Raw genomic sequence first — 23,506 nt, 5'->3', positions numbered from 1 at the left:
AGACGAAATCTGTACGGCTTGCTTGCTCATCTCCCAAGTAGCACGGGGCCCGAGAAATCCCGTGTGAATCTGGCGGGACCACCCGCTAAGCCTAAATATTCCCTGGTGACCGATAGCGGATAGTACCGTGAGGGAATGGTGAAAAGTACCGCGGGAGCGGAGTGAAATAGTACCTGAAACCGTGTGCCTACAAGCCGTGGGAGCGTCGTTCATCAGCTTGCTGGTGGGCCGTGACTGCGTGCCTTTTGAAGAATGAGCCTGCGAGTTTGCGGTGTGTAGCGAGGTTAACCCGTGTGGGGTAGCCGTAGCGAAAGCGAGTCCGAATAGGGCGGTTGAGTTGCATGCCCAAGACCCGAAGCGGAGTGATCTAGCCATGGGCAGGTTGAAGCGCGGGTAAGACCGTGTGGAGGACCGAACCCACCAGGGTTGAAAACCTGGGGGATGACCTGTGGTTAGGGGTGAAAGGCCAATCAAACTCCGTTATAGCTGGTTCTCCCCGAAATGCATTTAGGTGCAGCGTCACGTGTTTCTTGCCGGAGGTAGAGCACTGGATAGGCGATGGGCCTTACCGGGTTACTGACCTTAGCCAAACTCCGAATGCCGGTAAGTGAGAGCGTGGCAGTGAGACTGTGGGGGATAAGCTCCATGGTCGAGAGGGAAACAGCCCAGAACACCGACTAAGGTCCCTAAGCGTGTGCTAAGTGGGAAAGGATGTGGAGTCGCAGAGACAACCAGGAGGTTGGCTTAGAAGCAGCCACCCTTGAAAGAGTGCGTAATAGCTCACTGGTCAAGTGATTCCGCGCCGACAATGTAGCGGGGCTCAAGCACATCACCGAAGTCGTGTCATTGCAGCATGAAGGGCCAACGCCTGCTGTGATGGGTAGGGGAGCGTCGTGTGCCGGGTGAAGCGGCGGTGGAAACCAGTCGTGGACGGTATACGAGTGAGAATGCAGGCATGAGTAGCGATACAAGAGTGGGAAACTCTTGCGCCGATTGACCAAGGGTTCCTGGGTCAAGCTGATCTGCCCAGGGTAAGTCGGGACCTAAGGCGAGGCCGACAGGCGTAGTCGATGGACAACGGGTTGATATTCCCGTACCCGCTTTGAAGCGCCAACGCTGAACCTCTTGATGCTAAGCCCGTGAAGCCGGCCCGGAGTCTTCGGACAATGGGACGTGGTGGAGCCGGTGACCCAAGAGGGTAGTAGGTGAGCGATGGGGTGACGCAGGAAGGTAGTCCAGCCCGGGCGGTGGTTGTCCCGGGGTAAGGGTGTAGGACGAACGGTAGGCAAATCCGCCGTTCACATAGTCTGAGACCTGATGCCGAGCCGATTGTGGTGAAGTGGATGATCCTATGCTGTCGAGAAAAGCCTCTAGCGAGTTTCATGGCGGCCCGTACCCCAAACCGACTCAGGTGGTCAGGTAGAGAATACCGAGGCGTTCGGGTGAACTATGGTTAAGGAACTCGGCAAAATGCCCCCGTAACTTCGGGAGAAGGGGGGCCATTCCTGGTGACGGCACTTGCTGCCAGAGCTGGGGGTGGCCGCAGAGACCAGCGAGAAGCGACTGTTTACTAAAAACACAGGTCCGTGCGAAGCCGTAAGGCGATGTATACGGACTGACGCCTGCCCGGTGCTGGAACGTTAAGGGGACCGGTTAGCTTGGATTCGTCCAGGCGAAGCTGAGAACTTAAGCGCCAGTAAACGGCGGTGGTAACTATAACCATCCTAAGGTAGCGAAATTCCTTGTCGGGTAAGTTCCGACCTGCACGAATGGCGTAACGACTTCTCGACTGTCTCAACCATAGGCCCGGTGAAATTGCATTACGAGTAAAGATGCTCGTTTCGCGCAGCAGGACGGAAAGACCCCGGGACCTTTACTATAGCTTGATATTGGTGTTCGGTTCGGCTTGTGTAGGATAGGTGGGAGACTTTGAAGCAGCAACGCCAGTTGTTGTGGAGTCGTCGTTGAAATACCACTCTGGTCGTGCTGGATGTCTAACCTGGGTCCGTGATCCGGATCAGGGACAGTGTCTGGTGGGTAGTTTAACTGGGGCGGTTGCCTCCTAAAGAGTAACGGAGGCGCCCAAAGGTTCCCTCAGCCTGGTTGGCAATCAGGTGTTGAGTGTAAGTGCACAAGGGAGCTTGACTGTGAGACTGACGGGTCGAGCAGGTACGAAAGTAGGGACTAGTGATCCGGCGGTGGCTTGTGGAAGCGCCGTCGCTCAACGGATAAAAGGTACCCCGGGGATAACAGGCTGATCTTCCCCAAGAGTCCATATCGACGGGATGGTTTGGCACCTCGATGTCGGCTCGTCGCATCCTGGGGCTGGAGTAGGTCCCAAGGGTTGGGCTGTTCGCCCATTAAAGCGGTACGCGAGCTGGGTTTAGAACGTCGTGAGACAGTTCGGTCCCTATCCGCTGTGCGCGTAGGAGTGTTGAGAAGGGCTGTCCCTAGTACGAGAGGACCGGGACGGACGAACCTCTGGTGTGCCAGTTGTCCTGCCAAGGGCATGGCTGGTTGGCTACGTTCGGGAGGGATAACCGCTGAAAGCATCTAAGCGGGAAGCCTGCTTCGAGATGAGCACTCCCACCTCCTTGAGAGGGTAAGGCTCCCAGTAGACGACTGGGTTGATAGGCCGGATATGGAAGCCCTGTGAGGGGTGGAGTTGACCGGTACTAATAGGCCGAGGGCTTGTCCTCAGTTGCTCGCGTCCACTGTGTTGTTCTGAAACAACGACCCCAACCCGTTTGGCTACGGGGTTGGTGCGGTTGACAGTTTCATAGTGTTTCGGTGGTCATAGCGTGAGGGAAACGCCCGGTTACATTCCGAACCCGGAAGCTAAGCCTTACAGCGCCGATGGTACTGCAGGGGGGACCCTGTGGGAGAGTAGGACGCCGCCGAACAATCATTCACAGAGAACCCCCATCCGGGAAACCGGATGGGGGTTCTTTGCATTTCCGGTGACGTATCGTCGGGGCATGGACGATCAGACAGCGGTCATTGCGAACAGTGTGCTCCGCCCCGAGCAGCGCGACGGCGCCCTGCGCGTTCTGGCGGACGCCCAGGCGGTGGACGGCCGGGCTGCCGTGTCCGAGCAGGGCCGGCTTCGGCTGCGTTCCTCGGACACTCCGCGCCCCGGGGTGAGCCACTTCATCGAGAGCGAGCACGCCGACGTCGTCGGTTACGGACAGCTCGAAGTCCCGGAGGGCTCCGCCGCCAACCCCGCCGCCGAGCTGGTGGTCGACCCGGCCGCCCGCGGCCGCGGCCTGGCCCGGCCGCTGGTGGACGCGGTGCTGGCACAGGCCCACCGGGCCGGCCGCGACGCGGTGGACTTCTGGGTGCACGGCGGTCACCCGGCGGCCCGGCACCTGGCCGGCCGGTACGGGGCCGAGCTGGTCCGCGAGCTGCGGCAGATGCGCCGCACCGGGCCGCAGACCGAGGCCGTCGCCGTCCCCGAGGGCGTCGAGCTCCGGACCTTCCGCCCCGGCGAGGACGACGCCGAGTGGCTGCGGTTGAACGCGCTGGCCTTCGCCCACCACCCGGAGCAGGGCTCCTGGACGGAGCGGGACCTGGCCGAGCGGCTGGCCGAGCCCTGGTTCGATCCGGCCGGCTTCTTCCTCGCCACCCGGGGCGGCAAGGTGGTCGGCTTCCACTGGACCAAGGTGCACCCGGCCACCGCCACCGAGCCCGCGCTCGGCGAGGTCTACGTGGTCGGGGTGGACCCGGCGGAGCAGGGCAGCGGTCTCGGCCGTGCCCTGACCGCTGCCGGTCTGCGTCACCTGACCGGTTCGGACGCCGGCGAGCGCGGTCTGGAGACGGTCCTGCTCTACGTCGACGCCGACAATCCGGCCGCGGTGCGGGTATATGAACGACTGGGGTTCACCATCCACGAGGTGGACCTGATGTACCGCGTCCAGTACCGCGAGGACCAGGCGGCCTAGGACCGGACAGGACCTACAGGACCTACAGGACCTACAGGACCCGCAGGACCGGGCAGGGCCTAGCGGCTCGGGGCGGTCCGGGGCAAGGGGCCGGACGTCACCGGCCCTTGCCCCGACCGACTCAGCTTTCCTCCTGGCCATGCGGTGTTTACCGTGGATTCAATTGCTGCCGCGAAGATCACAGGATGAAGTCCGTAGTGTCTCGCTCGTGCAGAGTCGACCGCCACGTGCCGGCCGGCCCTGTACGGACCGCGCCCGGCGGGTGGGCGTTGGCCCTGGGCGAGGACGACGGCCCGCAGAGCCATTCGCGTCCGGACGACGTCCTGCTGCTGGAGGAGCTGGAGCCCATGAGCATCCCCCGCCCCGTCGCTGCCTCGCTGTCCCCGCCGGCCAGGATGTCCGGTGCGCTGGGGATACCGCCCGAGCTGCCGGCCGAGGACGAGCAGGAGTTCGACGCACTGCCGCAGGGTCGCTTCCTGGACCGCGAGCGCAGCTGGCTCGCGTTCAACGAGCGCGTTCTGGAGTTGGCCGAGGATCCGGGGATCCCGCTGCTGGAGCGGGCCAAGTTCCTCGCCATCTTCGCGAGCAACCTGGACGAGTTCTTCATGGTCAGGGTGGCCGGGCTGAAGCGCCGGATCGCGACGGGCGTCGCCCAGCGCAGCGCGTCCGGCCTCCAGCCGCGCGAGGTGCTGGACCTGATCTGGACCCGCTCGCGCGAGCTGATGGCGCGGCACGCCGCCGCCTTCCAGCAGGAGGTGCTGCCGGACCTCGCCACCGAGGGCATCGAGGTGGTCCGCTGGCCGGAGCTGGCCGAGAAGGAGCAGGCCCGGCTGCACACCCTGTTCCGGCAGAAGATCTTCCCGGTCCTCACCCCGCTGGCGGTCGACCCGGCGCACCCCTTCCCGTACATATCGGGGCTCTCGCTCAACCTGGCCGTGGTGGTGCGCAATCCGGTCTCGGGGCACAAGCACTTCGCCCGGGTGAAGGTGCCGCAGTCGCTGGCCCGCTTCCTGGAGGCCTCGCCGCAGCGTTACGTCCCGCTGGAGGACGTGATGGGCGCGCACCTGGAGGAGCTGTTCCCGGGCATGGAGGTGCTCGCCCACCACGCCTTCCGGGTGACCCGCAACGAGGACCTGGAGGTGGAGGAGGACGACACCGAGAACATCCTCAAGGCCCTGGAGAAGGAGCTGATGCGGCGGCGCTTCGGCCCGCCGGTGCGGCTGGAGGTCGAGGAGTCGATCGATCCCTACATCCTGGACCTGCTGGTGCGGGAGCTGAACATCACCGAGGCGGAGGTCTTCCCGCTGCCCGGTCCGCTCGACCTGACCGGTCTGTTCGGGATCGCCGAACTGGACCGCCCGGAGCTGAAGTACCCGAAGTTCGTGGCGGGCACCGCCCGCGGGCTGACGGACGTCGAGTCGGCGTCCCAGCCGGACATCTTCGCCGCGATGCGCGAGCGGGACGTCCTGCTGCACCACCCGTACGACAGCTTCTCCACCTCGGTGCAGGCCTTCCTGGAGCAGGCCGCCGCCGACCCGGACGTCCTGGCGATCAAGCAGACGCTGTACCGCACCTCCGGTGACTCGCCGATCGTGGACGCGCTGATAGACGCGGCGGAGTCGGGCAAGCAGGTGCTGGTCCTGGTCGAGATCAAGGCGCGCTTCGACGAGCAGGCCAACATCAAGTGGGCCCGCAAGCTGGAGGAAGCCGGCTGCCACGTGGTCTACGGCCTGGTCGGGCTGAAGACGCACTGCAAGCTGTCACTGGTGGTCCGGCAGGAGGGTGACACCCTGCGCCGCTACTCGCACGTCGGCACCGGCAACTACCACCCGAAGACCGCCCGGCTGTACGAGGACCTGGGGCTGCTGACCTCGGACCCGCAGGTCGGCGCCGATCTCTCGGACCTCTTCAACCGGCTGTCCGGCTACTCGCGCCGGGAGTCCTACCGCCGCCTGCTGACCGCCCCGCGCGGCCTGCGCGACGGGCTGGTCTCCCGGATCCACAACGAGATCGCCCACCACCGGGCCGGCCGGCCGGCGTACGTGAAGCTCAAGGTCAACTCGATCGTCGACGAGGCCGTGATCGACGCGCTGTACCGGGCCTCGCAGGCCGGCGTGCAGGTCGACGTCTGGGTGCGCGGGATCTGTGCGATCCGGCCGGGCGTGCCGGGGCTGAGCGAGAACGTCCGGGTCCGCAGCATCCTGGGTCGCTTCCTGGAGCACTCCCGGATCTTCGTGTTCGGCAACAACGGCGATCCGGAGGTCTGGATCGGCAGCGCCGACATGATGCACCGCAACCTGGACCGCCGGATCGAGGCGCTGATGCGGATCACCGACCCGGCCCACCGGGCCGAGCTGTCCGGCCTGATCGACCTCGGGATGTCGGACGAGACCGAGTCCTGGCACCTGGGGCAGGACGGTGCGTGGACCCGCCACTCGCAGGACGCCGAGAGCCGGCCGCTGCGGCACGTCCAGGATCTGCTGATCGACTCGCGCCTGCGCCGCCGGGCCGTCGCCTCGCGCTGACGCGACCACTGATGCGAGCCGCTGGAACCGTAGGGGACCGGTTCCAGCGGTCGGCCACCAGCCCCGGGGGGACGAACCCGGGGGAACGGGGATCTACCACGCCATGACCGATGCGCCGATGACGGCCCAGGCGGCCGCCACCACGACCGCCGGGGACATCCTCTCCAGCCACCTCACCGCCCAGGCCGGCGCGTTCCTGCGCGCCCTGCCGCTGACGGTGGGCGAGGTCGGCGCCAGACCGGGGACGGCCGCGGTCGTCCCGGCGGCCGGTACCGCAGACCTGCTGCGGGCGGTCCGGCGGATCGGCGGGCTGCTGCACACCTTCGGCTCCGTCTTCGAGCAGGCCTGGGCCCAGGAGTCGCGCACCGAACTGCGCTGGCTGCTCAACCTGCTGGCGCTGGAGCCCGGTTACGTCCGCCGCTCGGCCCGGCTGCTGGGCGCGCTGGACTCGCTGAGCGGCAGCGATCCGGACGGGACGGGCATGCTGGCCGGGCACGCCGGGGCGCCCAAGGCGCGGGCGCTGCTGGACCGGCAGCTGACCCTGGCCCGGACCAGGGCGCACTCCTCGGTGCTCCAGGAGCTCCGGTCGGCCCGGCTGCACGCGCTGGCGGACCGGATGACGCTGCTGGTCGGCGACGCCCCGCTGCTGGAGTCGGCGGGCGGCCGGGCGCCGGCGGTGCTGCTGCCGCAGGCGGCCGCCGCGTTCACGGCGCTGTCGGCGAGCGTCCAGCAGCTGCCGCTGCACCGGGCGGCCACGCCGTACGGCGGCGACGGGCTGCGCCGGCTGGGCGCCGTCCCGGCGGCGCGCGGCGCGGTGGACGCGGACACGGCGCTGGCGGCCGACGACGCGCCGTGGGCACGGACGCGCATCCTGGTGAAGCGGGCCCGGTACGCGCTGGAGGTGTGCGGTCGGGGGTCCGCCGAACTGGACGAGCTGGACGGGGTGCTGGGCCGGCACCAGGAGGCGGCGGACGCCGCGGTCACCGCGGCCACCGCCGCGCGGACCCCGCGGATCACCCCGGCGACCGCCTACGTGCTGGGCGTGGTGCATGCTGATCAGCGACTGGAGGTGGAGGCGGCGCGGTACGCCTTCGGCCGCCGGTGGCCCGACCTCCCGCCCGGCCTGGACGGCTGGCCGGACCTCCCCCCTGCCGAGGGCTGGGGGCATTCCCCCGCACCACGGACGGCCTGAATTGCGCGATCGCCTGAGCACCGGGCCGGCAGTGGACGCGGCCGCGACCGGGGCGGGACGTGCCCGGGTGGTCCTGGCGGCGGGCGCGGTGCTGTGGCTGCCGGGCCGGCCGAAGAAGAGCGGCCGGCTGGGGCGGCCGCGGATCGCGGTGATCCACCGGCCCAAGTACGACGACTGGAGCCTGCCGAAGGGCAAGCTCGACCCGGGGGAGGGAGTGGTCGCGGCGGCGCTGCGCGAGGTGCGCGAGGAGACCGGGTTCGCCTGTCTGCTCGGTCCGGAGCTCCCGACCCAGCACTACCTGGCGCAGGGTCGGCCGAAGGAGGTGCGCTACTGGGCGGCGGTGCCGTCGAGCGGGGCGTTCCGGCCGAACCGCGAGGTGGACCGGCTGGAGTGGCTGCCCGCCGGAAAGGCCCGCGCCCGGTTGACGCACGACCGCGACCGGTTGCTGGTCGACGCCCTGCTGGCGATCCTGGGGGCGAAGCCCGTACGGGCGAGCGACCACGCTCGGTGAAGGAACGGTGGGAGTGATCTCGTCGCGCCCTTGCCGTGACGCAACCGTGACTACCTGGCGTAGTTTCCTGTCATCCTTTCGAGGTTCACTCTCCGTTCACTTGTGACCGGCTGTCGTGTCACCTACCCGGCCTAACTTCGGGTTTACCGGAGGGCCGAACGGGCCCCGGACCACAGCAGAACCCGCGCCCGCCGTCCTCGCACGGCCCGCGCGACGGGCAATGCCACAGAAAGGGACATCCCTGTGAAGCTCCAGCGGAACGGCCGCTCCAAGGCCCTCGCCATCGGTGCCATGGCGCTCGTCAGCTCGCTGTCGCTCGCTGCCTGCGGCTCGGACGACAACGGTGCCAAGGCCGCCGGTGGCTCCAGCGGCTCCGCCTCGGCCGCCGCGGTCAACTGTGGCAAGGGCGGGACGCTGCTCGCCGCGGGCTCGACGGCCCAGGCCAACGCGATCGACGTCTGGAAGACCACCTACGGCGCGTCCTGCTCCGGCACCACCGTCAACTACAGCGGTGGCGGTTCCGGCGCCGGTGTGCAGCAGTTCAACCAGGGCAAGGTCGCCTTCGCGGGCACCGACTTCGCGCTCAAGCCCGCCGACGTCGACGCCTCCAAGACGGTCTGCACCGGTGGCAAGGCGATCGACCTGCCGCTGGTCGCGGGTCTCGTCTCGCTGGTCTACAACGTCGACAACGTCGACAACCTGGTCCTGGACGGCCCGACCTCCGCCAAGATCTTCGACTCGCAGATCACCAAGTGGAACGACCCGGCGATCGCCGCCCTGAACCCGGGCGTGCAGCTGCCGGACGCCGAGATCCAGACCGTCCACCGTTCGGACGACTCCGGGACCACCTACAACCTCACCTCCTACTTCACCAAGACCTCCGGTGGCGCCTGGACCGCGGCGCCGGAGAAGGCGTGGAAGGGCAAGGGCGGCCAGTCCGCCCAGGGCAGCGCCGGCGTCTCCGCGCAGATCAAGCAGGTCAAGAACTCCATCGGCTACGCCGAGCTGTCCTACGCGCAGAGCAACAACCTCAAGAGCGCCAAGATCGCCACCGGTGCGGCCAAGCCCGTCGAGGCGACCGCGGCCAACGCCGCCCTCACCTTCGCCTCCTCCACCGTGGTGGGCACCGACGGCGACCTCGCCCTCTCCCTGGACTACGGGACCAAGGCCGACAACGCCTACCCGATCGTCCTGGTGACCTACGAGATCGCCTGCGACAAGGGCAACAAGCCGGAGAACCTGGACAACCTCAAGTCCTTCCTGACCTACGCCGTCAGCGACGCCGCGCAGAAGGCGATCGGCGACAAGGGCTACGTCCCGCTCCCCGCCGCCATCAGCGACAAGGTCAAGGCCGCCGTCTCCTCCCTGGCCTGACCCGACAGGAGCACCGGTGGGACGGCCCCGTGAGCGAGGGGGGCCGGGGCCGTCCCACCGGAACGCACCGACCCAGCACCAACGTCCGGGGCACCGCCGCCATGGTGCCGTCCTCCTTCCGGGGCGGCACCACCAGACCGGAGTAGACAATGACTTCATCCTCCCCTGCCGCCCCGCGAGGCAGGGAACGCCGACCGCGCGACAGCCGCTTCGGCGACAAGATCTTCATGAACCTCGCCCGCGGTTCGGGCATCCTGCTGCTGGTCATCATGGCCGCGATCGCCGGCTTCCTGGCCTGGCGCGCGGGCCTGGCCCTCAGCACCAACGAGGGCAACTTCCTCACCACCTTCGAGTGGACGCCGGACGCAACGAAGCCGGTCTTCGGCATCGCCGTCCTGGCCTTCGGCACCCTCGTCAGCGCCGTCATCGCGATGACGATCGCCGTCCCGGTGGCCATCGGGATCGCGCTGTTCATCTCGCACTACGCGCCGCGGAAGATCGCCCAGCCGTTCGCCTACCTGGTCGACCTGCTCGCCGCCGTCCCCAGCATCGTCTACGGCCTGTGGGGCGCGCTCTTCCTGGTCCCGCACATGGACGGCCTGACCAGCTGGCTCAACCAGTACCTCGGCTGGACGTACCTCTTCGACCAGACCAAGAGCGGCACCCCGCGCAACCTGTTCACCGTCGGCATCCTGCTGGCGATCATGGTCCTGCCGATCATCACAGCGGTCTCCCGCGAGGTGTTCCGCCAGGTGCCGCGGATGCAGGAGGAGGCGGCGCTCGCGCTCGGCGCGACCCGCTGGGAGATGATCCGCACCGCGGTGCTGCCGTTCGGCCGCCCCGGCATCATCTCGGCCTCGATGCTCGGCCTCGGCCGCGCGCTCGGCGAGACCATCGCCGTCGCGGTGGTGCTGTCCGCGAGCAACGTGCTCTCGCTGCACATCCTCGACGCGGGCGGCGGCACCTTCGCGCAGAACATCGCGCTGAAGTTCGCCGAGGCCGGCAACAACGGGCGCGACGCCCTGATGGCCTCCGGCCTCGTCCTGTTCGTCATCACCCTGCTGGTGAACGGTGCCGCGCGACTGATCATCGCCCGCCGCAAGGAGTACTCGGGGGCCAACGCATGACCGCGGCAACGACTTCCGTCACGGCCGACGCCCGGCCGCTCAGCCGGTCGCTGACCGCCAACCGGCTGCCCAAGTGGGCCCCGGCCGCCGTCGCGGTCGGCTCGATCGCGGTCGGCTGCGGGATCGGCGCCGCCGCGGGGCTGCAGAGCCACCTGCAGTGGGGCCTGATCTCCGCCCTGCTGTTCCTGCTGGTCAGCTACGGCGTCTCGGCCCAGGTCGAGGGCCGCCGCCAGGCCAAGGACCGGTTCGCCACCTCGGTGGTCTGGGTCGCCTTCATCCTGGCCGTCGTCCCGCTGATCTCCCTGACGGTCTACACGATCCAGCAGGGCATCGGCGTGGTGAACGGGAACTTCCTGAGCCACTCGATGAAGGGCGTGATCGCCTCCGGCCCCGGCGGCGGCATCTACCACGCGCTGCTCGGCACCATGCAGCAGGTCGCCCTGGCCACCGCGATGGCCGCCCCGGTGGGTCTGCTGACCGCCGTCTACCTGGTCGAGTACGGCCGCGGCACGCTCGCCAAGACCGTCACCTTCTTCGTCGACGTCATGACGGGCATCCCGTCGATCGTCGCCGGTCTGTTCGTCCTGTCGCTCTGGAACATCGCCCTGGGCTTCAGCTACTCGGGCTTCTCGGGCAGCCTCGCCCTGGCGATCCTGATGATGCCGGTCGTGGTCCGCTCCACCGAGGAGATGCTCAAGCTCGTCCCGAACGAGCTGCGCGAGGCCTCGTACGCACTCGGCGTGCCGAAGTGGAAGACGATCCTGCGGATCGTCCTCCCCACCGCGATCGGCGGCATCACCACCGGCGTGATGCTGGCGGTCGCCCGCATCACGGGCGAGACCGCCCCGGTGCTGATGCTGGTCTTCGGCGCCGACGCCATCAACAGCAACCCGTTCGAAGGACCGCAGCAGTCCCTGCCGATGTACATCTGGCAGCAGTACTCGGTGGTCAACAACGACTTCGGCTACGCCCGCGCCTGGGGCGCCGCGCTGGTGCTGATCGCCTTCGTGATGGGGCTCAACCTCATCGCCCGGGGCATCGCACGCTGGCGCTCGCCCAAGGGCGGACACTGAGCGACCGACTGACGTACGAAGACAGACGAGAGAAGCAACGATCATGGCCAAGCGCATCGACGTCAGCGGACTGTCCGCCTACTACGGCACCACCAAGGCCATCGAGGACATCTCGATGAGCATCGAACCCCGCTCGGTGACCGCCTTCATCGGCCCCTCCGGCTGCGGCAAGTCCACCTTCCTGCGCACCCTCAACCGGATGCACGAGGTGATCCCCGGCGCCCGGGTCGAGGGCAAGGTCCTCCTGGACGACGAGAACCTCTACGCCTCGAACGTCGACCCGGTCGCCGTCCGCCGCTCGGTCGGCATGGTCTTCCAGCGCCCGAACCCGTTCCCGACCATGTCGATCTACGACAACGTGATCGCCGGCCTCAAGCTCGCGGGCGTGCGCAAGAAGTCCGTCCTGGACGAGGTGGTCGAGCGCTCGCTGAAGGGCGCCAACCTCTGGAACGAGGTCCACACCCGGCTGAACAAGCCGGGGGCCGGCCTCTCCGGCGGCCAGCAGCAGCGGCTGTGCATCGCCCGCGCCATCGCGGTCGAGCCGCAGGTCCTGCTGATGGACGAGCCCTGCTCCGCGCTCGACCCGATCTCCACCCTCGCGATCGAGGACCTGATCGGCGAGCTGAAGTCGCAGTTCACCATCGTCATCGTGACCCACAACATGCAGCAGGCGGCCCGCGTCAGCGACCGCACCGCCTTCTTCAACCTGGCCGGCGTCGGCCAGCCGGGCAAGCTGGTCGAGCTGGACGACACCCAGCGGATCTTCTCCAACCCGTCGGTCCAGGCGACCGAGGACTACATCTCCGGCCGCTTCGGCTAGGCCGGACCCCCGCCACCGGCCTCCGGACCGCGGGTCCGGAGGCGAACGGCGAGCACACAGGCTGCTCCGCGGTGCTGCATGGCGGTGCCGCCGTGGAGCATGAAGAAGGGCCCGCCCCCGAGATGTGGGGGCGGGCCCTGTCACGTGCGGGGCCGGTCAGCCCCAGAACAGGTGGGCGAACCAGTACACCAGCGCTGCGACGATGGCGGCCGCCGGCATCGTGATGAACCAGCCGAGCACGATGTTCTTGGCGACGCCCCAGCGCACCGCGCGGATCCGCTTGGTGGCCCCCGCGCCCATGATCGCCGCGGTGATCACGTGGGTGGTGGAGATCGGCGCCTTGAAGACGAACGAGGTGACGTACATGACCGTCGCGGCGGTGGCCTCGGCGGCGAAGCCCTGCGGCGGGTCCAGCTCGATGATCTTGCGTCCGAGCGTCCGCATGATCCGCCAGCCGCCCGCGTAGGTGCCCAGCGAGAGCATCGTGGCGCAGGAGATCTTCACCCACACCGGGATGCCCTCGCCGGAGTGGTGGCCGGAGATGGTGAGCGCCATCACCACGATGCCCATGGTCTTCTGCGCGTCCTGCAGACCGTGCGCCAGCGCCATCGCGGCGGCCGAGGCGGTCTGGGCGACCCGGAAGTTGCGCTTGGCCTTGTGCGGGTTGGCCCGGCGGAAGATCCACAGGATCGCCAGCATCACCAGGAAGCCGCCGACCAGGCCGACGATCGGCGAGACGATCATCGGGATGACGATCTTGTCGAGGACGCCGCCCCAGATCACGTCGATGCCGCCGGCCATGGCCGCGCCCACCATGCCGCCGAACAGCGCGTGCGAGGAGGAGGACGGCAGGCCGAAGTACCAGGTGACCAGGTTCCAGGCGATCGCCCCGACCAGCGCGGCGAACAGGATCACCATGCCCCGGTCGCCGGTGGGCGTCTCGATGATCCCCTGGGAGACGGTGTGCGCCACGCCGCTGCCGAGGAAGGCGCCGGCCAGGTTCATCACCGCGGCCATCGCCAGCGCGGCCCTGGGGGTCAGCGCACGGGTGGAGACCGAGGTGGCGATCGCGTTCGCGGAGTCGTGGAAGCCGTTGGTGTAGGTGAAGAAGAACGCAACGCCGACGACGGCGATGAGTGCAGCCATGTCCACGAGGGTCAGGACTCCTTGACGGCGATGGTCTCCACCGTGTTGGCGACGTGCTCGAACGCGTCCGCCGCCTCCTCAAGGACGTCCACGACCTGCTTGAGCTTGAGCACCTCGATGGCGTCGTACTGGCCGGAGAACAGGTGGGCGAGCAGCTTGCGGTGGATCTGGTCGGCCTGGTTCTCCAGCCGGTTGACCTCGATCCAGTACTCGGTGAGGTTCGACATGCTGCGCAGGTTCGGCATCGCCTCGGCGGTGAGCTCGGCGGCCCGGGCCAGCACCTCGATCTGCTGCTCGATCCCCTTCGGCAGCGTCTGGATGTCGTAGAGGACGACCAGGTCGACGGCCTCCTCCATGAAGTCCATGATGTCGTCCAGCGACGAGGCGAGGTTGTAGATGTCCTCGCGGTCGAAGGGCGTGATGAAGGACGAGTTCAGCTGGTGGAACACGGCATGGGTGGTGTCGTCCCCGGCGTGCTCGGCGGCGCGCATGCGCTCGACGATCTCCGCGCGGGCCGACACGTCTGATCCCAGCAGTTCCAGCAGGAGCTTCGAACCGACGACGAGGTTCTCCGCGGCGGCAGAGAACATGTCGTAGAAGCTCGTCTCCTTCGGGGTCAGGCTAAAACGCACGGAAATCTCCGATGTGCGGGGTAGGGACTGAACGATGCTAGGTGCAACCAAGCGCAATCGCGCAAACGGGGTGGTGATGGTGGAGGCGGAACCTCCTCTTCCGTTCGGCTGCCGCACCAGCTGACCCGGACCGCACACCCAGGTGCGGACGTGAGCCCCCAGTCTGACGGAACCTCGCCCGGATTGTCCCCGTGGTACGTACGGAAGACGGGGGCGCCGCTCAGACGGGTGAACCGCGCGGCGGCCCGCCCGCAGCCCGTCCGCAACCCGTTCGCGGACCGCCCGGAACCAGTCCGCAGACCGTCCGCCGACCGTCCGGAACCCTTCGGCACATGCCGCGTCGGCCGTCGGAACACCACGGACGGCCCCGGTGTTGGACACTGGTGGCCGACGCAGCCACCAGGCATCCAGACGAAGGCGGGCCGATGACCACGACGCAAGCGCGCACCGAGCCGGACCACGGGCACGGCACCGACGCGCAGGCCGACGCACCCGCCGCCCCCGCGGCCGCCGCAGGACATCAGGGCGGGCACGGCCCGCACGGCTACAGCGCGCAGAAGGACGCCCACCTCAAGCGGCTGCGCCGGATCGAGGGCCAGATCCGCGGCCTCCAGCGCATGGTCGACGAGGACGTCTACTGCATCGACGTGCTCACCCAGGTCTCGGCCGGCACCAAGGCGCTGCAGTCCTTCGCGCTGTCCCTGCTGGAGGAGCACCTGCGGCACTGCGTCGCGGCCGCCGCCGAGGAGGGCGGCGCCGAACTCGACGCCAAGGTCGCGGAGGCCACGGCCGCGATCGGCCGGCTGCTGCGCAGCTGAGGCCGGGCCGGTTCCGGGCGAGCGGGTCCGGGCCGCGCACGCCCCGGCCGCCAACACCCCCGGGCCGCGAACCCGCTAGCCGTCGGCCTGCCGCCAGGCCTCGCCGTCGGTCCGCCCCGGCTCGATCCGGTCGAGCAGCACCTCGTCGATCCGCTCGGTCGGCAGCCGGTCGCCGGTGCTGGCCGTCGCGGCGATCATCAGCTCGCCGGCCAGATCGATCTCGTCGAGGGCCGCGTCGTCGTGGCCGCCGCTGCGGCCGCCCGTGGACGACACCACCTGCACCACCCCTTCAGTGCCTCGCCAGCCCGGGCGGCAGCCACCCGACGTCCAGCCTAGGCACTTCGGAGCCCGTCCACATGGCACGGACGGGCCATCTCGGCGCCGCCGAAACGGGTGGCCGCCGCTCCCCGGGCGGCCACCCGCTCCGGCGGCGCCCCGGTTCGCCCCGGCGCCGGAGCCCTGCCCCGGCGGCCTACTTCGGGCTTTCCGAGGGTTTCATCGCGTAGATGTCCGAGGCCGGCGGCTCGGCCGCCTCCACCGGCTTGCCGAAGTCCGTCACCGAGGTGGTCGACGTCACCTTCACCTGGTCCTTGGCCTCCTTCGAACCGGCCACCCCGGCGAAGGTGAACACCTCGACCACCTTGTGCAGCCGGCCCTGGTCGTCCAGCCAGGCGTCGTACGGGACCTCCTTCACGGTGAAGGTCTGGGCCCCCATCCGCAGGCCGTCCCCGCCGCGGCCGCCGGTCGCGTCGGCCGCCTTGGCCAGGTCCAGGGTGCCGCGGTAGTGGTGCAGCGCCACCCCGTCGACGGTCTCGGTGCCGACCGCGTCCGCCTTCTGCGCCCCGCGCAGGGCGCCCGCCGCCGAGGCCGGGTCGGTGGCGCCGCTGCTGACCAGGTTGCCGTCCGGCAGCTGGCGCACGTCCAGCTTGACCCACTTGCCCTCGGGCACCTTGGCGCCGCTGTTCTGCAGGTAGACGGTGCCCGGCAGGACCACCTCGACGATCTTCCCGGTGGTCGCCGCGCCCGGCGGCACCTGGACCTCCAGCCGGCCGATCCGCTTCACGTAGTCGTAGCCGCCCGTCCCGGTGAAGACGGCCTTCTTCTCGGACGACTCGGTGACCAGCTCGGTGGCGGTGTGCGCGGAGCCGGTGCGGCCGGTGATGTCGGCGCTGTTGCGCACCGCCGTCAGCGGGTCCGCGGCGAGCTGGTCGGGGGCACCCGACTGCCGGTCGGAGGAACCGCCGCTGGAGCCGGCCGCGCAGCCGGCGGACAGGCCTGCCAGGGCGGCGGCGAGCAGGGCGGCCCCGGCCGCCGAACGCAGATGCGGCCGCGGACGGCGCCCCGGCCGTCCGCCACGCTGCTGGTCGGTCATCTTCATCCTCGCGACAACCCCCTCGGGCCCGACTGCCCTGCCGACACCACCAGGTGAGCAGAGCTCTTTCCGGGCAAACGAGTTGAGCCGCGAAGGGTTACGCGGAAAAGGTCTCGTGGACGGCATCGCGCGCCCGGTGCCCGGCGCGTTACGGTGAACCACGTGCACAGTGAGCTGCCGGCCTCCCCCGGCACCGCCCGGATGCCCGAACACCGCGTCGCGGTCAGCGAGCGCGGTTCCTTCGCCTTCGCGACCTGCAGCTGCGGCTGGTTCTCACCGGCCCGCCGCTCGCGCGACCTGGTCCGGCGCGAGGGGGACGACCACCTCGCCCTCGCCGAGAGCGGCGCTGGACCGGGGTAGCCGGGCCGGGAGGCTCACGCCGCCAGGTCGGACTCCGGCGGCTGCTCCTCGGAGCGCACCGACCCGCGCTCGCGCCCGCGCCGTCGGCCGCGCGGGCCGCCGCCGGCGCGCTCCGGCGCCCGGATCAGCGGGGCGAGGGCGGTCCGGCCCAGCGCGTGGCAGAGCGGGACGAGCACCGCCATCGCGATCGGCGCCAGCAGCAGCACCACCGCGGCGGCCAGCGCGAAGCCGCCGATCACGTCGGTCGGGTAGTGCACGCCCATGAACATCCGGCAGAAGCCCTGCAACAGGGCCAGGCCCCCGGCGATCCAGCCGAGCCGCCGGTTCACCAGGAACAGCGCCACCGCCACGCCCATCGTCATGGTCGAGTGGTCGCTGACGAAGGAGTGGGTGCCGGCCTTGCCGTCCACCAGCACCAGCAGCCCGCTGTGGTCGACGAACGGGCGCGGACGGTTCACGATCGCGGCGATCGGCAGGTTGGCCAGTTCGGCGATGGCGACGGAGAGCGGCACCCAGAGCAGCCCGGCGACGGCCACCGGCGCGTCGGGGCGGCGTCTCGCCTGCAGCCAGGCCACCAGGCCCAGCATCGCCAGGCCGATCAGGATGCCGTACTCACCGATCCACGAGACCAGGTGGTCCAGCCACTGCGGGGAGCGCTTGGCCAGTCCGTTGACGGCGTAGAGCAGGCCGAGGTCGGGGTTGGTCGTGTCGGCAAGCGGCGTCGACACGCCGCACCTCCTTCTGGTCCGCTGCAGCTGTTCGATCCGGTCGGGGCCCTTCCCGGCGCGGGAAGCTGACGGTGGGCCATCGGGACCAACGTCATCGCCGGGGCACAGCGTTCCACGGAAACGCGCGGTTATGGAAACTTGACTCAGCGTCCACAGGGCACTCACACCTCGGGGCCACGGGCGGCTCAGTTCTTCGCCGTCGGCCGCCCCGCCCCGGCGGGGTCCGGGCCGGTCGGGGCGGGTGGCGCGGCGGCTGCGGGCGGTCCGGCGGCGGGCCGGGTGGCGGCGCCGCCGGGGCTCGCCAGGGCTGCCGGGGCCACCGGGGCCGAAGGGGTGGTCGCCGCGGCCGGACTGGTCGGACTGGTCGGGCTGGTCGGCGTCGTCGAGCCCGGGCGGCTCGGGGCGCTCACGGAGCCGTCCGCGTTGCGGGCCGGCAGCGCCTGGGCGCCGTCCGAGGTGACCCGGGTCGCGCCGATGTACTCCCTGGTGTCGATCTTGTCGTAGCGGATCACCGCGCCGGTGTGCGGCGCGTTGATCATGTAGCCGCCGCCGACGTAGATCCCGACGTGGTGGATGCTCCGCGGATCGTTCAGGTCCGTCGCCCAGAACACCAGGTCGCCCGGCCGCAGCTGATCGCGCGACGGGTGCGGCCCGGCGTACCACTGGTCGTTCGCCACCCGGGGCAGCGTGATGCCCACGCTGGCGTACGCCGCCTGGGTCAGGCCCGAGCAGTCGAACCGTCCGTTCTGCGAGGGCAGCCCCTCCCCGCCCCACAGGTACGGCGTCCCGAGCTTGCTCTGCGCGAAGTAGATCGCCCCGGCCGACTGCCCGGACACCTCCACCGGCGCCGTGGGCACCGAGAAGCTGCGGGCCATCGCCTGGATGTTCCTCACGTAGCCCTGGGTCTCCTTGTACGGCGGCACCCCGTTGTATTTGGTCACCGCGTACGGGCCGGCGTTGTAGGCGGCCAGCAGGTTGGCCTGCCGGTCGCCCGGGACCTTGGCGACGTCCTTCGCGAGCGCGCAGTCGAAGGTGGCCGCCGAGGCGATCGCGTCCAGCGGGTCCCAGACGTCCTTCTTGCCGTCCCCATTGGCGTCCGTGCCGTACGCCGCCCAGGTATCGGGCATGAACTGCGCCATTCCCTGTGCCCCGACGCCCGATTGGGCCTTCGGATCGAAACCGCTTTCCTGGTAGAGCTGTGCCGCGAGCATCGGCGGCGAGATCTCCGGGCAGAGCGCGCCCCACTGCTGGATCGGTGCCTGGAACGCCGCCGGGACCGTCCCCGGCGAGAGTGCGGCGCGATTCGCCGACTGCTGCGGTGTCCCACTCGCCGCGAACGTCCCCACCGTCACCAAACCGAGCAACCCGAACGTCACAACTCCCGCAGCGGCGGCGGCCGTACCGGCCTTCCGGAGTACCATCAGCACCATCCCGACGAATCGTCAGTCGAAGTGTTCCGGAAGGCGTTGCTCACCGCAATCATCAGAGATACAAAGAGTGAGCGCTATCCTTCGTACGGTGGACATCCTCGCGTACGTGCCCGGTGCCTCACGACCAATCCGCGAGAAGTAGCCAAGTCGACATCAGATCTGGCCAAGAATAGGTACCGACCCTTCGCGCGGGCGGGGTCAGGGCCCTTGAATTTGCCTGATCGGGCGGTGAGATGGAAATGAACCTGAGCAGCGTGCACACGAACGCGATCGGCCACCTGGCCGAGGACCCACCAAAGAAGCCGAATATCGACACCATCATCGGCGGGATCGCCCCGGACTGGGGCCCGTTCGCGACCCTCGGGTCGGAGGCCAGGGTGATGGTCGAGGTCATCATGGCCGTCGCCATCCTCATCTGCCTCGGCATCGCCGTCTGGGGGGCGGCCAAACAGCGGATCGGTGCGACCGCGATGCGCGACAGCTTCGGTGCCGAACAGGGTAAGGGGCTGATCGTCGCCGGTCTGACCGGCGTGTTCATCATTGGATCACTCGGCACTCTGTTCACCATTGTCTACGGCATGGCGATCTGACGATCGGACAGCAGTAGCCAGGCCCGCCCGCCCCGGGGCCAGGTCCCCGTCCGGACCGCCCCGAGCCCACCCGCCAGCAGTCCACCCCCCGTTCCCACCCTCCGTCCGCGCCCGCCCCCGGCGGAGGGTCCCCGGAGCCGCCCGGCTCCCCGCACCAGGAGGGCCGCCGTGCCGTTGTCCGACGACCAGCCGCACACCCGTACGCGGCTGCCGGTCGGCGAACAGCCCTCCTCCCAGCCGACCCTGCGTCAGGCCCGACCGCTCCGCACCCTGCTGACCGTCCTCGTCGTCGTCACCCTGCTCGTCGTGGCCATCGCCATCGCCAACCGCGACAAGCCCGACCCCGGCAGCACCGGTCGCTCCGCCGACCACGCGGCCCCCACCGCGCCCGCCGGCGCCGGCCCCGCCCCCAGCGGCGACCAGCCCGTCGGCACCACCATCAACGGCATCGGCTCCGGCTACCCGCACACCGACCAGGGTGCCCAGTCCGCCGCCGCCAACTACGCGGTGGCGATCGGCTCCGCCGACATGTTCCGCGCCGACAGCCGCCACACCATCGTCGCCACCATCGCCGACCCGGGCGCGGTTGCGGGCCTGCAGAGCCGCCTGGACCAGGGGTTCTCTCCCGAGACGGCGGCCAGGTTCGGGGTCGATGCCCAGGGACAGCCGCCCAAGGGGATGGCGTTCGTCAGCCGGACCATCCCGGTCGGGACCAAGAGCAGCAGTTACACCGCGGAGAGCGTCAAGGTCGACGTCTGGTGCACCGGGTTGTTCGGACTGGCCGGCGAGCGTTCCACCAGGCCGGTGTCCGAGGAGTGGTTCACCCTGACACTCAGCCTGCGGTGGACCGGGACGGACTGGAAACTCACCGACTTCAGCCGAGCAGCCGGTCCGGCGCCGGTTCCGCCGGACCAGCAGGCCGCAACCGCCGAGGAGATCACTGGTGCCGTCGAGCAGTTCGGAGGCTTCCGTTATGCCCGCTGACGGTTGTTCCGGTTTCGTGCGGCGGGGCATGAGCCACCTGGCCGGTGGGGCGCTGTTCGGCGTCCTTGCGGTGGTCCTGACGGCCCACCGCGCCATGGCTGAGCCGTCGCCGACCCCGACCTCAGGGGCGACCAACACGAGTTGCCCGGGTGTTCCCCTGCCCGGCAACGACGTCTACTGCGCTCCGGGCGGCTCCGGCGCGATCCCGGGCGGTGGGGCCATCGGGAGTGTGGCCGATCCGTTGGGGTCGTTGGCCAAGGGGTGTGCCCAGGCGGCGGCTTGGGTGGTGCGGAAGCTGTCGAGCGCGATCGACGGGACGACGCAGGTGGACTTCACCAACGCGTCGTTCCTGCAGCAGTACGCGGTGGTGTTCGCCGTGTCGACGGTGATCACGCTGGTGCTGTGGCTGCTGGCGGTGACGAAGCGGGCGGTGCGGGGGGCGCCGTTGGCGACGGCGTTCACGGAGGCGATCGGCTTCCTGTGGCTGACCGTCGTGGCGTCCGCGTTCACGCCGCTGATCCTCTACACCGTGGTGAGCGTGACGGACGGGCTGACCAAGGGGATCGCGGTGGGGACGAAGTCGGACACCGGGTCGTACCTGGGCGCGTTCGCCGACACCCTGGAGAAGGGTGACATGGGCGGCGGCCCGCTGATCCTGATCATCGTGTCGCTGGTGGCGGTGCTGGCGGCGGCGGTGCTCTGGATCGAGCTGCTGATCCGGGCGGCGATGTTGTACGTGGGCGCGCTGCTGGGTACGGCGGTGTACGCGGGGTTGGTGGACAAGCAGCTGTGGAAGCACGTGCGCCGGTGGGCGGGGGTGATGGTGGCGGTGGACCTGGCGAAGCCGATCATCGTGGTCATCCTGGGCCTGGCGGGTGCGGTGGCGTCGGGGGCCGGGGCCAGCGACGACTTCGCGCGGGTGCTGTCGGGGCTGGCGATCCTGTTCCTGTCGATCTTCGCGAGTGCCGCGGTGTACCGCTTCGTGCCGGGCTTCGGCGACGAGATCATGAACATGCGCCATGCCCGGGCGAGCGCGGTGTCGGCCGGATCGGCGATGATCAACGGCACCGCGAACATGATGAAGCAGGGCATCACCACCCACGGTGACCGTGGGCCGGTCGGTGGTGGTGGCGGCGGGGGCGCGGGCGGCGGTTCGGTCGCGCCGGGCATCGCCGCGCACGCCGGGCGGACGCCGGCGCCACCAGCGCAGGCCGGGCCGCCGCAGACCTCGGTTCCGATCCGCGACAGCAACTCAGCGAAGGGAGGGTGACGGGTAAGTGAGCAGTGAACCGCTCGGCCAGTACGGAGCCCAGTACGCCCAGCCGTACGTGCACCAGCGCCGCACCTACCTGATCGGCAAGGCCCGCCCGAACGCGCCGATCGGCCGCAACCGGGAGTCCGGCGAGATCGTCCTGATCATCTTCGGGGCGTTCCTCGGCATGCTCTGGGGCCTGCTGATGCCGATCCTGCCGCTGCGGATCGGGGGCCTGATCGGCCTGCCCATGGTGGCCATCGCGGCGGTGTACGTGCCGTACCGCAGGCGGACGTTCTACAAGTGGGCGGAGATCAACCGCACCTACCGCCGGACGGTGCGGAGCGGCCGGTCGGTGTGGCGCTCGGACGTGATGGACGCCGGGACCCGGATGGACGGCCGCGAGGTGGAGGTCGGCCCGCCGCCCGGGGTGGGGCGGCTGCGCTGGCTGACCGCGCCGTTCGGGCCGGACGAGGTCGGGGTGCTGATGCACCTGGAGCGGCGGACGGTGACGGCCGCGATCGAGATCGAGGGCCCGGGTGTCGGCCTGCGCGACTCGGAGGACCAGGAGGCGCTGGTCGACCGGTTCGGCACGCTGCTGAAGCACGTCGCCAACGGGGACGGCTTCGTGACCCGGTTGCAGATCCTGGCCCGGACGCTGCCGGCCGACCCGGACGCGCACGCCAAGGACGTCGAGCGGCGCGGGGACCACGACGCGCCGCGCTGGCTGCAGGACTCGTACGACCAGTTGCAGTCGATGGTGTCGACCTCCTCGGAGCAGCACCGGGCGTACCTGGTCGCGTGCATGCACTACACCCGCGACCTGGCGGCCGAGGCGCACGCGATGGGCCGTACGGCGACCGGCCGGCGGGCCCGGGACGACGAGGGGCTGGCGGCCGTGATGGCGCGCGAGCTGACCGACATCTGCGCCCGGCTGGCGGAGGCGGACATCCGGGTGCGCCAGCCGCTGGGGCAGGCCCGGCTCTCCTCGCTGCTGCACTCGATGTACGACCCGGACCACCCGATCGACCACATCCAGGCGATGTCCCGGCGCAACGCCTGGCCGGCCGAACTGGACGCGACCAACCCGCAGTACCTGGAGGCGAAGACCCGCGAGTCGGCGACCCGGGAGCCGTGGTGCCACGCCACCGCGTGGATCAAGGAGTGGCCGCTGACGCCGGTGGGGGTCAACTTCCTGGCGCCGCTGCTGGTGCACACCCCGGACGTGATCCGGACGGTCGCGGTGACGATGGACCTGGAGCCCACCGACGTCGCGATCGAGCGGATGCTGACCGAGAAGACCAACGACGAGGCGGAGGCCAGCCGCGCGGCCAAGATGAACCGGACGGTCGACCCGCGCGACCTGGCCCACACCGGCCGGGTGGACCAGCGCGGCGACGACCTGGCCTCCGGCGCGGCCGGCGTGAACCTGGTCGGCTACATCACGGTGTCCTCGCGCAACCCCGACGCGCTGGCCCGGGACAAGCGCACCATCCGGGCCTCGGCCGGCAAGAGCTACCTCAAGCTGGAGTGGTGCGACCGCGAGCACCACCGGGCCTTCGTCAACACCCTGCCGTTCGCGACCGGCATCCGCCGCTGACGCCCGGTCCGCACCGCTCCACCACCGCCCG

The 23,506-nt window shown here is 69.5% G+C and carries 20 protein-coding genes and 2 rRNA genes (1 of these 22 cut by a window edge); 16 read left to right on the top strand and 6 right to left on the bottom strand.

The features are described from left to right. The 10 genes from OG556_RS15825 to pstB form a co-directional block, all read left to right on the top strand. Positions 1-2,699 (top strand): 23S ribosomal RNA (locus OG556_RS15825); it begins 422 nt to the left of the window's first position. A gap of 87 nt (positions 2,700-2,786) precedes the next feature. Beyond that, a 5S ribosomal RNA gene (gene rrf, locus OG556_RS15820) occupies positions 2,787-2,903 on the top strand. A 75-nt stretch (positions 2,904-2,978) separates the two neighbouring features. Beyond that, complete coding sequence (gene mshD / locus OG556_RS15815) at positions 2,979-3,941, top strand: mycothiol synthase (protein WP_371517583.1); 963 nt, start codon at positions 2,979-2,981, stop codon at positions 3,939-3,941. Positions 3,942-4,288: 347 nt separating this feature from the next. Beyond that, the gene (locus OG556_RS15810) at positions 4,289-6,466 is read left to right on the top strand and encodes an RNA degradosome polyphosphate kinase (protein WP_371522723.1); all 2,178 of its coding nucleotides are present in this window, start codon (positions 4,289-4,291) and stop codon (positions 6,464-6,466) included. A 103-nt stretch (positions 6,467-6,569) separates the two neighbouring features. Further along, the gene (locus tag OG556_RS15805) at positions 6,570-7,658 is read left to right on the top strand and encodes a CHAD domain-containing protein (RefSeq protein ID WP_371517582.1); all 1,089 of its coding nucleotides are present in this window, start codon (positions 6,570-6,572) and stop codon (positions 7,656-7,658) included. A gap of 31 nt (positions 7,659-7,689) precedes the next feature. Further along, entirely contained in the window at positions 7,690-8,169 is a 480-nt protein-coding gene (locus OG556_RS15800) for an NUDIX hydrolase (protein WP_371522721.1), read from the top strand. Positions 8,170-8,412: 243 nt separating this feature from the next. Continuing rightward, positions 8,413-9,543: a phosphate ABC transporter substrate-binding protein PstS gene (pstS, locus tag OG556_RS15795; RefSeq protein ID WP_371517581.1), complete on the top strand. Its 1,131-nt coding sequence runs from the start codon at positions 8,413-8,415 to the stop codon at positions 9,541-9,543. 149 nt (positions 9,544-9,692) lie between these two features. After that, positions 9,693-10,670 (top strand): phosphate ABC transporter permease subunit PstC, encoded by a 978-nt coding sequence (pstC, locus tag OG556_RS15790; RefSeq protein ID WP_350885123.1) that lies wholly within the window; start codon positions 9,693-9,695, stop codon positions 10,668-10,670. Next, positions 10,667-11,743, top strand: a complete 1,077-nt coding sequence (pstA, locus tag OG556_RS15785) for a phosphate ABC transporter permease PstA (protein ID WP_371517580.1) — start codon at positions 10,667-10,669, stop codon at positions 11,741-11,743. The genes pstC and pstA overlap by 4 nt, the downstream gene beginning before the upstream one ends. A gap of 43 nt (positions 11,744-11,786) precedes the next feature. Further along, entirely contained in the window at positions 11,787-12,563 is a 777-nt protein-coding gene (pstB, locus tag OG556_RS15780; protein WP_063348284.1) for a phosphate ABC transporter ATP-binding protein PstB, read from the top strand. A gap of 156 nt (positions 12,564-12,719) precedes the next feature. Here pstB and OG556_RS15775 read toward each other — a convergent pair whose 3' ends face one another. Together OG556_RS15775 and OG556_RS15770 are read right to left on the bottom strand one after the other, a co-directional pair. Then, positions 12,720-13,715: an inorganic phosphate transporter gene (locus tag OG556_RS15775; protein WP_350885128.1), complete on the bottom strand. Its 996-nt coding sequence runs from the start codon at positions 13,713-13,715 to the stop codon at positions 12,720-12,722. Between the two features lie 5 nt (positions 13,716-13,720). Further along, the gene (locus OG556_RS15770) at positions 13,721-14,341 is read right to left on the bottom strand and encodes a DUF47 domain-containing protein (protein WP_063348282.1); all 621 of its coding nucleotides are present in this window, start codon (positions 14,339-14,341) and stop codon (positions 13,721-13,723) included. A gap of 425 nt (positions 14,342-14,766) precedes the next feature. Here OG556_RS15770 and OG556_RS15765 point away from each other — a divergent pair, with 425 nt between their 5' ends. After that, positions 14,767-15,159 carry a metal-sensitive transcriptional regulator gene (locus OG556_RS15765; protein WP_363586545.1) on the top strand — a complete coding sequence of 131 codons (393 nt, stop codon included), beginning with the start codon at positions 14,767-14,769 and terminating at the stop codon, positions 15,157-15,159. A gap of 75 nt (positions 15,160-15,234) precedes the next feature. On the opposite strand, the gene OG556_RS15760 is transcribed toward OG556_RS15765, so the two are convergent. Together OG556_RS15760 and OG556_RS15755 are read right to left on the bottom strand one after the other, a co-directional pair. Beyond that, positions 15,235-15,435, bottom strand: coding sequence for a hypothetical protein (locus tag OG556_RS15760; RefSeq protein ID WP_371517579.1), 201 nt, complete (start codon positions 15,433-15,435; stop codon positions 15,235-15,237). A gap of 196 nt (positions 15,436-15,631) precedes the next feature. Further along, positions 15,632-16,531, bottom strand: coding sequence for a hypothetical protein (locus OG556_RS15755; protein WP_371517578.1), 900 nt, complete (start codon positions 16,529-16,531; stop codon positions 15,632-15,634). 162 nt (positions 16,532-16,693) lie between these two features. Here OG556_RS15755 and OG556_RS15750 point away from each other — a divergent pair, with 162 nt between their 5' ends. Continuing rightward, positions 16,694-16,891: a hypothetical protein gene (locus tag OG556_RS15750; RefSeq protein WP_371517577.1), complete on the top strand. Its 198-nt coding sequence runs from the start codon at positions 16,694-16,696 to the stop codon at positions 16,889-16,891. A gap of 14 nt (positions 16,892-16,905) precedes the next feature. Here the strand turns inward: OG556_RS15750 and OG556_RS15745 are convergent, their stop codons facing one another. Both OG556_RS15745 and OG556_RS15740 read right to left on the bottom strand, forming a co-directional pair. Then, entirely contained in the window at positions 16,906-17,619 is a 714-nt protein-coding gene (locus tag OG556_RS15745; RefSeq protein WP_371517576.1) for a phosphatase PAP2 family protein, read from the bottom strand. Between the two features lie 185 nt (positions 17,620-17,804). Next, entirely contained in the window at positions 17,805-19,040 is a 1,236-nt protein-coding gene (locus OG556_RS15740) for an NlpC/P60 family protein (protein ID WP_371522719.1), read from the bottom strand. Positions 19,041-19,288: 248 nt separating this feature from the next. Here OG556_RS15740 and OG556_RS15735 point away from each other — a divergent pair, with 248 nt between their 5' ends. The 4 genes from OG556_RS15735 (at position 19,289) to OG556_RS15720 (ending at position 23,475) form a co-directional block, all read left to right on the top strand. Then, complete coding sequence (locus tag OG556_RS15735; protein WP_350885142.1) at positions 19,289-19,639, top strand: hypothetical protein; 351 nt, start codon at positions 19,289-19,291, stop codon at positions 19,637-19,639. Between the two features lie 168 nt (positions 19,640-19,807). Next, positions 19,808-20,623 carry a hypothetical protein gene (locus tag OG556_RS15730; RefSeq protein ID WP_371517575.1) on the top strand — a complete coding sequence of 272 codons (816 nt, stop codon included), beginning with the start codon at positions 19,808-19,810 and terminating at the stop codon, positions 20,621-20,623. 28 nt (positions 20,624-20,651) lie between these two features. Beyond that, positions 20,652-21,893, top strand: coding sequence for a hypothetical protein (locus OG556_RS15725; protein WP_371517573.1), 1,242 nt, complete (start codon positions 20,652-20,654; stop codon positions 21,891-21,893). A 7-nt stretch (positions 21,894-21,900) separates the two neighbouring features. Further along, complete coding sequence (locus OG556_RS15720) at positions 21,901-23,475, top strand: SCO6880 family protein (RefSeq protein ID WP_350885148.1); 1,575 nt, start codon at positions 21,901-21,903, stop codon at positions 23,473-23,475. Positions 23,476-23,506 lie beyond the last annotated feature (31 nt).

The sequence above is a fragment of the Kitasatospora sp. NBC_01300 genome (genome assembly GCF_041435235.1).
Classification (GTDB): Bacteria; Actinomycetota; Actinomycetes; order Streptomycetales; family Streptomycetaceae; genus Kitasatospora.
This window is presented reverse-complemented; position numbering and strand designations above follow the sequence as displayed.

Bases quoted from the DNA above. Each gene is read 5' to 3' on its own strand.
- mshD (WP_371517583.1), top strand. From the start codon at position 2,979: ATGGACGATCAGACAGCGGTCATTGCGAACAGTGTGCTCCGCCCCGAG.
- OG556_RS15810 (WP_371522723.1), top strand. From the start codon at position 4,289: ATGAGCATCCCCCGCCCCGTCGCTGCCTCGCTGTCCCCGCCGGCCAGG.
- OG556_RS15805 (WP_371517582.1), top strand. From the start codon at position 6,570: ATGACCGATGCGCCGATGACGGCCCAGGCGGCCGCCACCACGACCGCC.
- pstC (WP_350885123.1), top strand. From the start codon at position 9,693: ATGACTTCATCCTCCCCTGCCGCCCCGCGAGGCAGGGAACGCCGACCG.
- pstA (WP_371517580.1), top strand. From the start codon at position 10,667: ATGACCGCGGCAACGACTTCCGTCACGGCCGACGCCCGGCCGCTCAGC.
- pstB (WP_063348284.1), top strand. From the start codon at position 11,787: ATGGCCAAGCGCATCGACGTCAGCGGACTGTCCGCCTACTACGGCACC.
- OG556_RS15765 (WP_363586545.1), top strand. From the start codon at position 14,767: ATGACCACGACGCAAGCGCGCACCGAGCCGGACCACGGGCACGGCACC.
- OG556_RS15755 (WP_371517578.1), bottom strand. From the start codon at position 16,531: ATGACCGACCAGCAGCGTGGCGGACGGCCGGGGCGCCGTCCGCGGCCG.
- OG556_RS15740 (WP_371522719.1), bottom strand. From the start codon at position 19,040: ATGGTACTCCGGAAGGCCGGTACGGCCGCCGCCGCTGCGGGAGTTGTG.
- OG556_RS15735 (WP_350885142.1), top strand. From the start codon at position 19,289: ATGAACCTGAGCAGCGTGCACACGAACGCGATCGGCCACCTGGCCGAG.
- OG556_RS15725 (WP_371517573.1), top strand. From the start codon at position 20,652: ATGAGCCACCTGGCCGGTGGGGCGCTGTTCGGCGTCCTTGCGGTGGTC.